The organism is Paenibacillus profundus (assembly GCF_021369635.1).
In the GTDB taxonomy this organism is placed as follows: domain Bacteria; phylum Bacillota; class Bacilli; order Paenibacillales; family Paenibacillaceae; genus Paenibacillus_B; species Paenibacillus_B profundus.
Genome location: NZ_JAJNBZ010000018.1, coordinates 76,943 through 91,338, shown reverse-complemented (window position 1 = coordinate 91,338; position 14,396 = coordinate 76,943). Strand labels below are relative to the sequence as shown.

Annotated in this window: 16 protein-coding genes and 1 other annotated feature; of the genes, 7 read left to right on the top strand and 9 right to left on the bottom strand. The window is 48.6% G+C overall.

What is annotated here, in order from left to right:
* Positions 1–112: 112 nt before the first annotated feature.
* Positions 113–946, bottom strand: coding sequence for an NAD kinase (locus LQV63_RS19635; RefSeq protein WP_019423817.1), 834 nt, complete (start codon positions 944–946; stop codon positions 113–115).
* A 129-nt stretch (positions 947–1,075) separates the two neighbouring features.
* Positions 1,076–2,338 (bottom strand): sporulation integral membrane protein YlbJ, encoded by a 1,263-nt coding sequence (gene ylbJ, locus LQV63_RS19630; RefSeq protein ID WP_233697994.1) that lies wholly within the window; start codon positions 2,336–2,338, stop codon positions 1,076–1,078.
* Positions 2,339–2,857: 519 nt separating this feature from the next.
* On the opposite strand from ylbJ, the gene LQV63_RS19625 reads away from it, so the two are divergent.
* Positions 2,858–3,238, top strand: a complete 381-nt coding sequence (locus LQV63_RS19625; RefSeq protein WP_019423815.1) for a globin domain-containing protein — start codon at positions 2,858–2,860, stop codon at positions 3,236–3,238.
* A gap of 80 nt (positions 3,239–3,318) precedes the next feature.
* The gene (locus LQV63_RS19620) at positions 3,319–4,038 is read left to right on the top strand and encodes a DUF2225 domain-containing protein (RefSeq protein ID WP_019423814.1); all 720 of its coding nucleotides are present in this window, start codon (positions 3,319–3,321) and stop codon (positions 4,036–4,038) included.
* A gap of 379 nt (positions 4,039–4,417) precedes the next feature.
* Here LQV63_RS19620 and LQV63_RS19615 read toward each other — a convergent pair whose 3' ends face one another.
* The 3 genes from LQV63_RS19615 to LQV63_RS19605 form a co-directional block, all read right to left on the bottom strand.
* A complete protein-coding gene (locus LQV63_RS19615) occupies positions 4,418–4,786 on the bottom strand; it encodes a hypothetical protein (RefSeq protein ID WP_233697993.1) in 369 nt (122 codons plus the stop codon).
* Between the two features lie 126 nt (positions 4,787–4,912).
* Positions 4,913–5,143 (bottom strand): hypothetical protein, encoded by a 231-nt coding sequence (locus LQV63_RS19610; protein ID WP_019423811.1) that lies wholly within the window; start codon positions 5,141–5,143, stop codon positions 4,913–4,915.
* Complete coding sequence (locus LQV63_RS19605) at positions 5,140–5,322, bottom strand: YycC family protein (protein WP_233697992.1); 183 nt, start codon at positions 5,320–5,322, stop codon at positions 5,140–5,142. Before LQV63_RS19605 ends, LQV63_RS19610 begins: the two co-directional genes overlap by 4 nt.
* Positions 5,323–5,481: 159 nt before the next feature.
* Here LQV63_RS19605 and LQV63_RS19600 point away from each other — a divergent pair, with 159 nt between their 5' ends.
* Both LQV63_RS19600 and LQV63_RS19595 read left to right on the top strand, forming a co-directional pair.
* Positions 5,482–7,272 carry a M3 family oligoendopeptidase gene (locus LQV63_RS19600; RefSeq protein WP_019423809.1) on the top strand — a complete coding sequence of 597 codons (1,791 nt, stop codon included), beginning with the start codon at positions 5,482–5,484 and terminating at the stop codon, positions 7,270–7,272.
* Positions 7,273–7,347: 75 nt separating this feature from the next.
* Positions 7,348–8,532 carry an MFS transporter gene (locus tag LQV63_RS19595; RefSeq protein ID WP_233697991.1) on the top strand — a complete coding sequence of 395 codons (1,185 nt, stop codon included), beginning with the start codon at positions 7,348–7,350 and terminating at the stop codon, positions 8,530–8,532.
* 136 nt (positions 8,533–8,668) lie between these two features.
* On the opposite strand, the gene LQV63_RS19590 is transcribed toward LQV63_RS19595, so the two are convergent.
* Positions 8,669–9,925: a methyl-accepting chemotaxis protein gene (locus tag LQV63_RS19590; protein WP_233697990.1), complete on the bottom strand. Its 1,257-nt coding sequence runs from the start codon at positions 9,923–9,925 to the stop codon at positions 8,669–8,671.
* 254 nt (positions 9,926–10,179) lie between these two features.
* Here LQV63_RS19590 and LQV63_RS19585 point away from each other — a divergent pair, with 254 nt between their 5' ends.
* Positions 10,180–10,572 (top strand): hypothetical protein, encoded by a 393-nt coding sequence (locus tag LQV63_RS19585; protein WP_019423806.1) that lies wholly within the window; start codon positions 10,180–10,182, stop codon positions 10,570–10,572.
* Between the two features lie 183 nt (positions 10,573–10,755).
* Here LQV63_RS19585 and LQV63_RS19580 read toward each other — a convergent pair whose 3' ends face one another.
* Positions 10,756–10,986, bottom strand: coding sequence for an alpha/beta-type small acid-soluble spore protein (locus tag LQV63_RS19580; RefSeq protein ID WP_019423805.1), 231 nt, complete (start codon positions 10,984–10,986; stop codon positions 10,756–10,758).
* A 126-nt stretch (positions 10,987–11,112) separates the two neighbouring features.
* Positions 11,113–12,078: an aldose 1-epimerase gene (locus LQV63_RS19575; RefSeq protein WP_233697989.1), complete on the bottom strand. Its 966-nt coding sequence runs from the start codon at positions 12,076–12,078 to the stop codon at positions 11,113–11,115.
* Positions 12,079–12,259: 181 nt separating this feature from the next.
* Positions 12,260–12,508 (top strand) — a binding site (T-box leader).
* Positions 12,509–12,570: 62 nt separating this feature from the next.
* Between LQV63_RS19575 and trpS the strand changes: the two genes are divergently transcribed.
* The gene (gene trpS / locus LQV63_RS19570) at positions 12,571–13,557 is read left to right on the top strand and encodes a tryptophan--tRNA ligase (protein WP_019423803.1); all 987 of its coding nucleotides are present in this window, start codon (positions 12,571–12,573) and stop codon (positions 13,555–13,557) included.
* A 104-nt stretch (positions 13,558–13,661) separates the two neighbouring features.
* On the opposite strand, the gene LQV63_RS19565 is transcribed toward trpS, so the two are convergent.
* A complete protein-coding gene (locus tag LQV63_RS19565) occupies positions 13,662–13,850 on the bottom strand; it encodes a DUF5325 family protein (RefSeq protein WP_019423802.1) in 189 nt (62 codons plus the stop codon).
* A 121-nt stretch (positions 13,851–13,971) separates the two neighbouring features.
* Between LQV63_RS19565 and LQV63_RS19560 the strand changes: the two genes are divergently transcribed.
* The gene (locus tag LQV63_RS19560; protein ID WP_019423801.1) at positions 13,972–14,190 is read left to right on the top strand and encodes an alpha/beta-type small acid-soluble spore protein; all 219 of its coding nucleotides are present in this window, start codon (positions 13,972–13,974) and stop codon (positions 14,188–14,190) included.
* Positions 14,191–14,396 lie beyond the last annotated feature (206 nt).

Genomic DNA, 14,396 nt, shown 5'->3' with positions numbered 1-14,396 from the left:
TAAGGCTTGTTTTCAATGAATTAGAATGCCCTACATCTGAAGCGGGTACAGCTTCAGCTTGCAAAAAAAAGGTGCGTCCTTTGATAAGGTCGCACCTTTTTTCGTATGCAAATTATACATTGTAGTGTCCGTGCTCATCATAGCCGAGAAACGCCTCGCGCACGCGATTCCAGAACGGAAACGGCCGGTAGCGAATGAATGTAACGGTCTGATCAGCAACCCGGCAGCGAATCGAGCGAAAGTGATCAATTGGGATGTTCACATGATCGACCGTCAACAACAGCTTCTGCTTCTTGCGTGGATGAATGTCGAAATGGTGATGCTTAGGCAAAATAAGCGACGATCCGAGTGTGCGGAACACGCGGTTGTTGATGGATGCTATCTCGGCAAGCTGAATGGACGGGATGGAGGGGTGCACCATAGCCCCGCCAAGGCTCTTGTTATAGGCCGTGCTGCCGGACGGGGTGGATACGCATATCCCATCTCCGCGGAACATCTCAAATAGTTCGTCATTAATATCGATTTGAGCGACGAGCGTGTTCTCGACGCCCTTCAATGTAAATTCATTTAAGGCAATGTATGTTCTCTTGCCGGTATCTTCGCCATCCAATTGCAGCTCAATGAGCGGATACTTGACGATACGCGGATAAATCTGGTCCTTCGAACGGTTCTCGGCCATCAACTGAACGAGCAGTTCGATTTCATTCGGCTTCCAATCAGCGTAGAAGCCAAGATGACCGGTATGAATGCCGACGAATGCGATTCGATCAAGTTGTCCAACATAGCGGTGAAAGGCTTGGAGCATCGTTCCGTCACCGCCGATCGATAGAACAATCTCAGGCTCCTCATCATCACAAATGAGACCTTGGCCGTTAGCTAAACGGTGAAACGTCTCGGTCAAAGAGACAGAGATGTCGTCTCCTCGGTTTAATACTGCGTATTTCAAGGCGCTGACTCCTTTGTTATGCGGTAATGTAATGTATAACCGTGTTATAGAACACATCAACTCCATATTATACGTTCCGCATGAGGAATACAATCGCCATTTCGGGTAAAGTGACGATAGCGATGGAAGTTATCTGCGATTCAAGCGCATCGTCTCGATCAAGAAGGAGATAAGACACATCAAGATGAAGAAGAGCGCTGCCAGCACAAGACCGACTCTCATTGAACTCCAAGCGGTCTCCCAAGGAGACATCCATGCAGCCGAGTGCCCTTGATATGGAAGCCAGGTGGAGAGCTGCGGTTCCAATCGCATGAGGAGCGGATATAACCAATACGCGGCCACAGCAGCCCCCACACTATGGACAAGCCTGGCGAACAGAAATGGCATATACCTTAAATCGCTTTGGTTCATTATACTCGCGATTTGAGCATGGACCGATAGTCCGGCCCAAGACAGCACCCAAGCGGCTGCCACCACCTGTGCATGGGTTCCGGCAGAGACGGCTGCGCCTGCGCTCTTTGCACCTAAGGTGACTTCAAATAAACCTCCCGTGAAAGCGGGAGCCAGATCCGGAGATAAGTGAAAGGTTTGCAGCAGGAGCTGAAGCAGATGTTCCCAGAATGGCATAATTCCAATGACGGCGAGCAAATCCATGACAACGGAAAAGAAGACGACAAGTCCACCGACAACGATCATCAGCTTAAGTGAGGAATCGACTGCTTCTTTGAGCAGGGTTCCTAACGGTCTGCCATCCTGCTTCCTTGCTTCATGCATGGCATGAAAAGCTCTCCGGAAAATGAAAGTTCCCTTGATATTACCAACCCCTTTTGCAGGAGAAGTGTTGTCCATTGGGGTAAGTGGTGCATGCGGTGCGTAGAATCGCATCACAATTCCGACGAGAAGCCCAGAGCCATAATGGGCGAGTGCTAGTGTTAAGGCGAGGCCAGCATTTCCGAAGAAGCTGACCGCCACAGCCCCAATGAGAAAGATCGGATCGGACGAGGTTGTGAATGCAACGAGTCGCTCGCCTTCTTCGCGTGTAATTAAATTTTGTATGCGCAGCCGTGTCGTCAGCTTGGCACCTACCGGGTATCCGGAAGCATAGCCCATCGCGACTACGAAGCCCCCGATGCCGGGGATGCGGAACAAAGGGCGCATGACGGGATCAAGCAGCGTCCCGATAAAGTGCACAATGCCAAAGCCTAGCAGCGCTTCGGAAATAATAAAAAAAGGCAATAGTGAAGGAAACAGCACGTCCCACCAAATGGATAGGCCACGTGTGGCTGCGTCCAAGACAGTAGAGGGATGCGCTGCCATTAGGATAAGAAATAGGCCACATACACCTGCGATAAGCAGTGGTGCCAAATAAGAACGGCTTGTCCTGCGTTTCATGGGCACTCTCCTTTCACGGGGCCTGCACGAATACTCCATTCAAACATATGATGACATAAAGGCAAACATGCCACACCAAGCAGCTGCTGAAGTATCTACAGTCTGATTTTGTAATCAAAATGTAAAGTAAACGCTTGCAGAAGGACGTATATTTTTGGGTACCATTGTGATAAAATAAATATAAAGAACGATGAAACGCGTAGAAGTTCGTTAGGGGTGATGAGGATGAGTATAATCGCTGGCATCCTTGTTTGCGCTTTCGTCTATGTCATTCGAGAGTCGTTAATGGGACCGCAGGAAGAGGATTGGGAAAGATAATTCAATTACGTCACGGCGCTGATCACTATTCAGCGTTTTTTTGTGCAATTATACCCTTGTGGCGGTGAGCATTAGCGTAAATGAATTGAAAACGTAGTGCTTTTATAATAAAGTGATGAGCAGAGACTACTAATTATTATAGGGCTGAAGGAGGGGAGTCCGAAGTGTTATCCCTTCTTATGCCAAAAGACAGGAGTGCGTATGGAAAGATATAAACAGACGATATATGAAGCGATCGGGGGGGAAGCGACTGTTCGACGAATAGTAGAGGCATTTTATCCGAACGTGCAAGCTGATCCTCTAATCGGTCCGCTGTTTCCGGAAGATATTATGCCCGTCATGGAGAAGCAGTTCATGTTCCTGACACAATTTTTCGGGGGACCGTCACTCTTTTCCGATGAATACGGACATCCGATGATGCGGGCGCGTCACATGCCGTTCCCGATTACCCGCGAACGTGCAGATGCGTGGTTAGGGTGCATGCGTGAGGCGTTGATAGAGATCGGCTTGGAGCCTGCGCTGCGAGACATGGTGTTGGAACGCTTGTCGGGACCTGCTTATCATTTCATTAACACCAATTAGTTCACAGCATAAGTTCCGATAATGTGGTAAAGTTCCCTCATCACTTACATATTAATCAGCAAGAAGGAAGGGACACTTTAATGGAGGTTGAACCACTTTACCTATTACAAGTCGAATGTCCATATTGCAAGAACACATTCCAATCGTCACGCGTAAGGTCGCGTTTTAAAAAGCCGATTCATATCGACAGTGATTTTTGTCCGCATTTCGGTGAGGATAAAGTGAATCCCGACTTTTACGTCGTGCGAGTCTGTCCAGAATGCGGCTGCGCCTCGACAGAGAATTCACTGAAGCAATGGCTTCCTACCCATCGGAAAGATTTTGAAGAAGTTGTAGCTTCCCAATGGAAATCGCGGGAATACGCAGGCGAGCGTACATGGGAACAAGCGTTGGAAACTTATAAGCTCGCCTTGCTGACCGCCCAGACGATCGGAGAAAGCAAGCGCGTCGTTGCCGGTCTGCTGCATCACATTGCATGGCTGTATCGCTATCGGAACGATACGAAGAACGAGCTGCGCTATCTGCGTTTTGCCCTGGATTCGTATATTAGTGTATTCGAGCATGAATGGCGTGACCAGAACGATGCCCGCCTCATCTATATTATCGGTGAGTTGTACCGCCGGCTGGGTGATCTGAATGAAGCTGCAAAGTGCTTCGGCCGGATTATTCACGACAAGCGCATAATGGATGCGGCGATGATTCGCGCGGCACGCGAGCAGTGGGCCGCCATTCGGGAGCAGATGGCGGAGGAAGGGAATACGCCGCCTGTCGTTAGCATCGGCGGGGGATTCACACAATAATGTTCAACTGGCAAGCTGGTTCCTGAAATTATTAGGGAGCCAGCTTGCTTATTGTTGTCGAGCTCAGGAGTAAGATCCATTGGAAAACATACAGCAGGATGTGGCGATTGCGGGGCTATAAGGCGCTTGGACTGCATTTTATCCAATGGATCTGGCTTGTTTCAGCGGTTGCTGTTGAAAGAGTGCCAAAACACTGGATGAATTCCAATGGAACCTGCCGTACAGAGGGATATGTCACTATTTCACTGTACGAAATCCAATGGAGATTGAGACTAAGTGGACGTACAAGCCTTTATCCCTGCTTTATATCTGTGAAGAGAGATGTGCCGTCAGATGAATAACATCGAATACAGTCAATTATGGAAGATTATTGGTTCGGCTAATATAACTTTAATTCCCCCGTCTCCTGCTTGCCGTTCCAGTTTATTGTTAATTTAATAGGTTCCTCTATTTTTCTTTGACCTATCACTCGGGTATTCGAGATGAGTTTAAATGGGGTTGGGGCAGGTTCTCCCATGGTGCCCGATGAATGCAGGGTCTTGCTTTCGAATTGATAACTAAAATCTGTAATCGATTGCTCATTTCCTAAATACTTGACTTCATATTGAAGCTGCTCCAAATTTCCTCGTTGAATGATTGTAACTTCCCAATTTTCCGTCTTCCCCATAAACTTCGTATTGCCTGAGCATCCGAACAGGAGCAGAAAGGTACAAAAAATAAATAAAATGGTGAAAATTTTCTTTTTCATATTAATCACCTTTCATTTTTGAAAAAAGGTATAGAAAAATCCCCTTATCACATTCCAGTTGGCTTGTTACACCAAGGTGCTTTACCAATGTCTACGATAAGGGGTGTAGTTCATCAAACTTCATGTTTAACGAATCTGGCGGTCAGCCAACAAGTAATCGCTATCCACATCTACGATGACGATACGGTTCCGGCAGCATGGAAATACGAGCAGCCGTTTCTTGCCGTCGCGAATATCCGGCAGTTCTTGCGGTTTCAATGGGAGCAAGACATTATCTTTATGACAGAAGGGGCAGCTTGAAATATAAATATCTCCCATGATGTGATCGTAAGGCAGCGTATTTTCTAATGGTATCATTTCGGATTCTCCGTCGAAGCATGATCATCGGCAGCAGAAGACTCAGCTTCGGCTTGGGCCAACTCGGCAAGCTTCTTCAATAAAATATGCTGCGGCATATGCATAAGCTGCTCCATGGGGACGCCGAGCGCTTTCGATAACTTCAACGCGGTATCCGCTGAGATTTGCAAAGGTCTCATGCGCTATAATCCTCCCTGTGCGAGTAAGTTTAATTTTGGTATAGTTTAGTTATACACGGTCAAGGTGCAAAACTCAAACAGTGCGTGTTCAAAAAGAGCTTTTGAACAACCTCATATGCCTTCCGTTACCAATAATATTCGCAGAAAGGTGTGTATGGCATGAAACAACCTTTAAGCCAAACGTGGGACTTGGATGTCATTTTCTCCGGGGGCGCTGAGTCCGAAGCATTGCAGCAATCGCTTGCAGCCGCAGAACAGGATATCGCGGCACTGACTGGCAAGCTTAAGGAAATGTCTGCTCCGCAAACGTTGGAGGACACGAAGGAACTCGTACATATTACTGGACAACTGCAAGATGTAAATAAGCGCCTCCATGAAGCTGGAGCTTATGTTGGCTGCCTTACAGCGCAAAACATTAAAGACAAGAAAGCGATTCAATTGTCTGGCCGCATTCAAACACTGGGCGCGCAGCTGCTTACAGTCGATACGCTGTATGATGAACTGCTGCGCAGCATGCCGGACGAAGTGTGGGCTGCTTTTGTGAAGCTTCCTGACAACGAGGGCATCGCCTTCAACTTGAATGAGCGCCGCGAATGGGCCCGGGAGAAGATGTCCCCCGAAAAAGAAGCGCTCGTCGGCGATCTGGCTACAGACGGCTATCACGGCTGGTCGGAAATGTACAACACGGTCATTTCGCATTTCCGCATCGATTATGAAGAAGACGGCAAAAAGGTACAGCTTTCCGCGGGTCAAGCACACAACAAGCTGTCGCATCCTAACCGCGAAATCAGAGAAGAAATGTTCAAGCTATGGGAAGAAGCATGGAGTGAGAAGGCAGACTTCTGCGCAGATGCGTTGAACCGTATCGCCGGCTTCCGCTTGAAGCTGTATGAGCATCGCGGATGGGATAGCGTCTTGAAAGAGCCGCTTGCGATGAATCGCATGTCAGAAGCGACGCTGGACGCTATGTGGAATACGATTGTCCGCAATAAGCCGAAGTTCGTAGCCTATTTGGAGCGCAAAGCGAAGCTGCTGGGCGTAGAAAAGTTGACGTGGTGCGATGTGGAAGCGCCGCTTGGCGGGACGCAAGCGACCATATCGTATGACGAGGGCGCGAATACTATCGTCGAGCAGTTCGGTAAATTCAGCCCGCGCATGTCGGAGTTCGCCGTGCAGGCGTTCGAGAACCGTTGGATTGAAGCGGAAGACCGTCCTGGCAAGCGTCCAGGTGGATTCTGCACCTCGCTTCCGGTCGTTAATCAGACACGTATTTTCATGACATATGCAGGTACGCCTTCCAATGTTTCTACGCTGGCGCATGAACTGGGTCATGGCTATCATCAATACGTGATGGACGGATTGCCAGCGTTTGCGCAGCAGTATGCAATGAACGTCGCAGAGACCGCATCGACTTTTGCAGAAATGATCGTATCGGATTCTGCTGTGAAGCAGGCGAAAGACGAGCAAGAGAAGTTGGCCTTGCTTGAAGACAAGATTCAGCGCTCCATTGCTTTTTACATGAATATACATGCTCGCTTCTTGTTCGAAACGCGCTTCTTCGAAAAACGCAAAGAAGGACTTCTGTCTTCCGAACAGCTGTGCTCCTTGATGGAAGAGGCGCAAAATGAAGCATTCTGCGGTGCCCTAGATTCGCTGCACCCGCATTTTTGGGCATCGAAAATGCATTTCTACTTCACTGATGTTCCGTTCTATAACTATCCGTACACGTTCGGTTATCTGTTCAGTACTGGATTGTATGCGCGTGCTTTACAGGAAGGCGAATCATTCGCTGCCAAATACGATGCGCTGCTGCGTGATACAGGTGTCATGACAGTCGAAGAGTTGGCTGAGAAGCACCTTGGCGTCGATTTGACGAAGCCGGATTTCTGGCAAACCGCAATTGACGTTACGCTCAAGGATGTTGAATTGTTCTTGCAAATGACGGAATAAGCTAGAAGCACGGCGGCATTTCCTCATAGGCTGCAGGAGCACAATTAGAGCTACCTGGAAAGGAAAGACATCATTGTGACATCGAATCGCTTATTAAAGCTGTTTCATGCTTTGTTCTATTCCACCAATGCGTTGCTCATCCCTTATTTGCCGCTGCTGTTGCGGGAGCGGGGATTTCAATCTTTGGAAGTGGGGACGTTGCTTATGCTGGGGCCTTTCCTGGCTGTGTTCGCCCAACCCGTCGCCGGGCTGGTGAGCGACCGTATGAAAGCGATTCGACCACTCCTGCTCGGTTTATGGATTGGAAAAGGAATTGCCGCTGCCTGCTTGTTTCTGTCGACAGACCGCATTACGGCGGCAATCAGTCTGCTTGCACTGTATATCTGCTTTCTGCCGGCTGTTTCATTGCTTGATACGCTGACGGTGAAGTCGGCGACAGCGTTAGGGCAGTCTTACAGCTCGATTCGAATGTGGGGCTCGGTGGGATTCACGTTGACCGCCATCGTGATGGGGCAGATGTTTGATTTGTGGGGCGGCGTCGACGCGCTGTTCTGGATGTACTTGCCGATATGGGGCGGCTTGCTCTTGAGCATGTTCTTGCTGCAAGAACCGCCGCAAGAAGCGGCGGATACGGATACCGCTGTAAATGCAGCCGTGCTGAAGAAGGCACTCTCCGTCCCTTCGCTGCTCCTCTTCCTGGCGCTTATCTTTGTCATTGCGATGCCGCACCGCATGAATGATGCCCTGTTGTCACTTCATATGAATGACTTGGGAGCCTCGTCGATGCAGGTATCTTGGGCCTGGGCGGTGGCCGGATTTAGCGAAATTATCGGCTTTGCCCTCATGACCAGGCTAATGCAGCGCAGCCGGATGCTGACGCTCTTGACGCTGGTCAGCGCGCTATATGCGATAAGATGGCTCTTATACGCCCTTGTGACAGACCCATGGGTAGTTGTCGTGCTGCAAGGAGCGCATGCGGTGACGTATGCGGCGTTATGGGTGCTTGCAATCGAGTTCGTCGTACAGCTTCTGCCGAAGCAATTGGCCGCTACTGGTCAAGCGCTGCTCGGCATGGTGTTCCTAGGACTTGCCGGCATTGCTGGAGGAATGAGCGGGGGAGCGTTGCAGGAAGCGTATGGAGGTCAGGCGATGTACTTATACGGCTTCGTCTGCGGGGTTATAGGCACAGCTGGTTTCATGCTGTGGTTGATTAGAGAACGCAAGCGTTCCGTTCGCCCTGAGGAGCAAATGATAGGATGACCGCCGTGAGCTGGCAAAAAGCTGCAGATCTTGATGATCTGCAGCTCTTTTTTTGAACGGAAACGAAATTAATAATGTAACATAAAAACAGGCGGCCATTGGCGGCTGCCTGTTTTTATGTTGTAAACTATTCATTTTACAATTTGAATACTTGAAATGTACGCTGCAACTGCACTACTTTAAGCTGCAGTTCCTCGGTAGTCTCCACCATCGCTTGCACGGAGGAGATCTGTTCATTCATGGAAGCGGACACCTGCTCGGTTCCGGCGGCGGACTGCTGCGTAATCGCAGAAATATTCTCAATGGAGCTCGAAATCGTCTTGGCTCCGTCCAGCATGCTGTCGCTTTCATGGGCAAAGGCTGCAATCTGTTCCGTAATGAACTGGATGCTCTCTACAATATCATTAAAAATGCGTTCGGTTTCCCGAATCAATTCTGTCTGTGTATGTACAACTTCTTCATTGACATGAATATTCGTTATCGCTTGCTTGATGCCTTGTTCAATTCCTTTGACAAGCGTAAACACTTCCTTCGTGGAAGCGGTCGATTCTTCAGCAAGATTCCGCACTTCTTGAGCAACTACGGCAAAGCCTCTGCCGTGCTCGCCAGCACGCGCCGCTTCAATGGAGGCGTTCAAAGACAATAAATTCGTCTGTTCGGCGATCTCCGAGATGGTGCGGGTGATTTTGGATATCCCTTCGGTCTGGCGGGCCAACTGCGTAATTGCGGTTGCCACGTGATCAGTCGCTTCAATATTCCGCTGCATTCCTGCACTTTGCGTGTCTACGGCTGTCCGGCCTTTATCCACCAATTGCAAGGTCAGGGCGGAGCGCTCGTTCATTTCTTTGGTGGAATGAGTATAGGATTCGACTTTATGTTCGATTTGCTTGATAGAATCCGACATAGCGGATATATCTTCGGATATTTCAGCAGCGCCAATGGCAAGCTCGTTCGACGAAGAAGCCACCTGCTCCATTACCATTTTCATGTTCTGGTTCTTATGATACATATCTCGTCCAGAATCAGAGACGTGACGGGATATGTCAGTCGTCTGCTGTAAAATTTCACGCAGCTTGATGACCATCGAATTAAAGGAATGACCGAGCTCTCCTAAGGCATCGCTCGTCGTCACCTGAACGGTCTGGGAGAAATCTCCCTTCGCAATCTGCAATGCGGATCGGGACATCTCCATAATAGGTTCGGTCAGTGATTTCTCCAACATGTTAATGAACGGATAGCTGATCCCTATAAGGATGACGAGGGTAATTAGTCCTGGTATGAGCGAAGCACCACTTGTAAGCAGTACAAACGTAGTCAATGCGAACAAGCCCACGATACCATAGCAGCCAATTAACAGCTTATGCTTAAAGTTTAACGTATTGAACCAATTCATATGACCGCTCCTTTATATGTCCCAAGAGATCCATAATATAGCATGCTAGCATCATTATAGCATCGCCTCTGTACAGGGTCTATGTAAATGTTAGCAAAAAATCAAACATTTATTATACTATTGTCGTTTGAAATCAATAAAAATCTAAATATGTATATATGTGTTGAAAATAGGAAAAAGATCCCTTATAATGAGTCTTGAGAACCATTTCTTGGGATGGTGAAGCCATTTTTATAAAGGAGGGAATTTGTGAGATGAAGACTAACGGAATGCCTTTGGCTAGGCAATTAAGCCTGGTGTTTGAACAGTTGGAATCTGAGTTGATTGGACTAACTGGAGGTACAATCATTGTCTGCATTCGCAATGATGTGGTGGGAAAGTTCGGCGTGAAGCACGATGCGCTGGAGAGCAGCAACGGTGTAATCAAGCCCCTTAGACAGGGATTGACCTTACGTCATGTCGCCTCGTTTCGTCAGACTGCGATCGATGCTCTGAAGCATAAGAAGCAATGGACTCACGGTGAAATCGTATTCGACTTTGCTGTTAAGCAGGATACGCTGCATATCAGCACATGGTTCGAGTCGAATTATAATTTAATACATATGCTTGATAAGCAGGATACTCACACATATAAGCGCGCTTCCTGAACCGCATTACATAAGCCAAGAAGCTCTCTATCCTAGGAAAGAGAGCTTCTTTAACATTGGTGAGTAAGTATGCTTGCTCACCTCGCAGGCACGGTTGTGGCCGCAAATGAGAGGCCGGGCAAGCCGTAGCTGCTGTGGTTGCTTAAGTATGGACGATGCAGCGGCATAGCTGCACTGCAGCTATTAGCGAGTGCGGCCCGCCAATTGTTGCTCAGCCATTTGAACAAGACGCTTTGTAATATATCCACCGATGGAACCCATATCACGGGATGTGTAGTTTCCATAGTAACCGTCTTGTGCGATTGGAATGCCCAATTCTTGAGCAATTTCATACTTCATTTGTTGAAGAGCTGCTGTAGCTTGTGGTACTACCAAGTTGTTAGAGCGGCTTCCTTGTTGTTGATTCACTGGCATGTTGTTCACCTCCTTGTGTTTGTTAGTATGGAAAGCTAGAGTGGAAATATGCGATGAAAAAAGCTAACTCGTTCATGTAAATAATGCCAAGTCGAGGGACCGACTTGGCATCGTTAAAGTTCGTAATTATGGATGTTGAATTTCAAGATCGAGCACTAGTGTGATCGGCTCATTCGGCTTCAAGTCGATTAGACCGGTCGTGTCATTATCAAATGGAAGGTTAGGGGCATCGGTCAGCCATGTATACGGCTCGACGCACACGATTTCATCCGCAACTCCACGCGTGTAGAGCACCCAGTGCTTGAAGAACGGACGGTTGCCTGCATAACGGATGCGATAGCCGTCATCCCGTGTCAGCCAAGCCTCCGGCTTGTCCGTCCCGATGCTGAATACCGTGTCGAAGTTAGTGCCCCGCAGGTTCATTCCATTAAGAAGCTGTTCATTCTTGCCTAACGGTATGGTGTTGCCTGTAGTTATTAGCTCTTCATCAAGCTCATAAATACCGCTTACCGGAACCTGCAGCGTCCAGCGATTCGGTTCGCCGTCGATGAGGAACCAAGTATGCGTTCCGAACCCGAACGGTGCCGCTTGACCTCCTATGTTGGTCACCGTCAAGTGCTGAGATAGTGTGCTTCCTTGCAGGATGAACGTCAATTGAAATTCCAGCGGAGTCGGATATTGACGCATCCAATTATCATCGTCTGCTGTATGGAATTGTGCCGTGACCACTGCCTGCTCATCGTCCGCTTCCGCGCGAATGACGGACCATGGCTGTAAGCGGTGCAGACCATGAATATGGTTATCGTTCGCTGTATTTTGGTCAAACTGGTACGACACGCCTGCGTATTCGAATTTCCCCCGGCGAATCCGTCCCGGTGGCATCAGCATCGGGATGCCGAAATGGTATGGCTTCGTCATATAATAATCGAGATCGCTCTCCGCTGGTGCACGCAGGATGTCGCGCTGCGCCGCTTTGTCCCATAGCCGGATGACATTGCATCCAAGCTCGGGAAGCAGTGTCGCTTCCAAGGTGTCGCTGTGCATAATGAACGTGTCATAACCGTTCCATTGGCCCTTCGTAATCTGATACATATGTATTGGCTCCTTTATACAAATGAGTTTGAGCGCTTCTGCGTTAAGATTCATAATAACAAATCCGTTCCGTAAAGTCATATGACTTGATGTACACGAGACGATTGACAAATGGGGAGTTCTTCGCTATTCTAGTGGCTAATCAAGTACGCAATGCCTTGACTAAGGCGGCGTCATCTAGTTGAAAGCGATGATAAGGACAAGTAAGCGATACGTTATGCTTCAGAGAGCCGGTGGAAGCTGTGAACCGGTGCTGGCGTAGCTGCCGAATGGACCTTTGAGCGCTGAGCCGAACCGGTGCGATATTCGCACGACAGTAGGCTTGGCCGCATCCCGGCGTTATCGGGTAGAGGTTTGCGCAACCCATTATTTTTATGCTTTAGGTTGATGCAATTAAAAGAGGGTGGCACCACGGTCTTTCGTCCCTTGACGAAAGGCCTTTTTGTATTTTTTTGGCGCTGTGAAGTTGAAAGGAAAAGGAGAGTGAACAGGATGAAACGTGTATTATCGGGCATCCAACCAAGTGGTCAATTAACGATGGGCAATTACATCGGAGCGATTCAAAATTTCGTGAAGCTGCAGCATGAGCATGAATGCTTCTTCATGGTCGTAGACCTGCATGCCATTACGGTCCCTCAAGATCCAGAAGCACTGAGAGAACAGACGGAATCGGTCGCTGCACTGTATATTGCGGCAGGCATCGATCCGAATAAGGCTGCTATTTTCCTGCAATCGCAGGTGCCGCAGCATGCAGAGCTCGGATGGTTGTTGACGACGTTGACGTATATGGGTGAACTGGAACGAATGACGCAGTTCAAAGACAAATCGGAAGGAAAGGAATCGGTTGGTGCCGGGTTGTTCGTCTATCCGTCTCTAATGGCGGCAGATATTTTGCTCTACAATGCAGACCTTGTTCCTGTCGGGGACGATCAGAAGCAGCATTTGGAGCTGACTCGCGACATCGCGAACCGATTTAATCATCGCTTCGGCGATTACTTTACCGTGCCAGCGACCTACACTCCGGAAGTGGGCGCACGAATTATGTCATTGGACGATGCGTCGAAGAAGATGAGCAAGAGCAATCCGAATGCGGGAAGCTACATTGCGCTGCTGGATGACCCTGCTGTCATTCGGAAGAAAATTAGCCGAGCTAAGACCGACTCCGAGGCTGTCGTCAAATACGACCCGGTCAATAAACCGGAAGTCAGCAACCTGCTTAGTATTTATTCCCACGCTGCAGGAGTGCCGATTGCAGAGATTGAAGCGAAATATGAAGGCCAGATGTATGGACCGTTCAAGAAGGATTTGGCGGAACAAGTCGCTGCGCTTATCGAACCACTGCAAGCCCGTTATCATGAAGTGCGCCGTACGGGAGAACATCACGAGGTGCTACGCCGCGGTGCCGAACGTGCCCGGGAAGTGGCAGAGAAGACACTTGATGAAGTGAAGCGCCGTATGGGATTTGTGCTTCCTCAATAAGTAAGTCGACCAGTTGACTGAATGATAGTCGTGTGGCTACAACAATAAAGCAAGAGGCCTCTTGAAGGAGCGATTCGCTTCGGAAGAGGGACTCTTGCTTTTGTTTATTCATTCGCGGAGGATGTGGATTGGCGACGCAGTCTTGCCTTCGTCACAAAGCCAAACCCGATATTGCACACGGCCAAGACTGCAAACAAGACGACAAGCCATGCATTGTAGCTCAAGGAGATGGCGGTGGCCGTCAAGAGGCCAATAGAAGAGAAGGCGAACCATAGCGCCAAGCCTTTACTCATGGGGATCGCTCCTTTTGGATAGAAATTGAGTCGAAAACAAGTATAACATTTCGCAGGTCGGATAAAATAAGTTTGCAAGCTTGCACAACTAGAAGCGCCAATGTGAAAGGAGATTCACCCTATGTCTAATCAATCCCGTTCCAACAATTTGGTCGTTCCTCAAGCCACTGCAGCACTGCAACAAATGAAATACGAAATCGCTCAAGAATTGGGCATTCCGATTGCGCAAGACGGCTACTATGGAAACTACACATCCCGTGATATGGGTTCCATCGGTGGATATATTACAAAGCGTCTTGTGCAAATGGCTGAGCAACAATTGTCCGGCGGAAATCGCTAATAGCATGCATTGAAGTTTCGAGGCTACTCCTGCGCGCGGAGTAGCTTTTTACCATTAAGGAAAGTTCAAGTTCTGTGAAGCGTTAAAGCGACCCAAGCACTCCTTGTGGCGATTGATTCGTGATATTGGACAAATTGTTGCAAATGATGGTCATATTCCCTTAGCTTTACGGCATAATCAGTATATCACATAACGGACTTCAACAG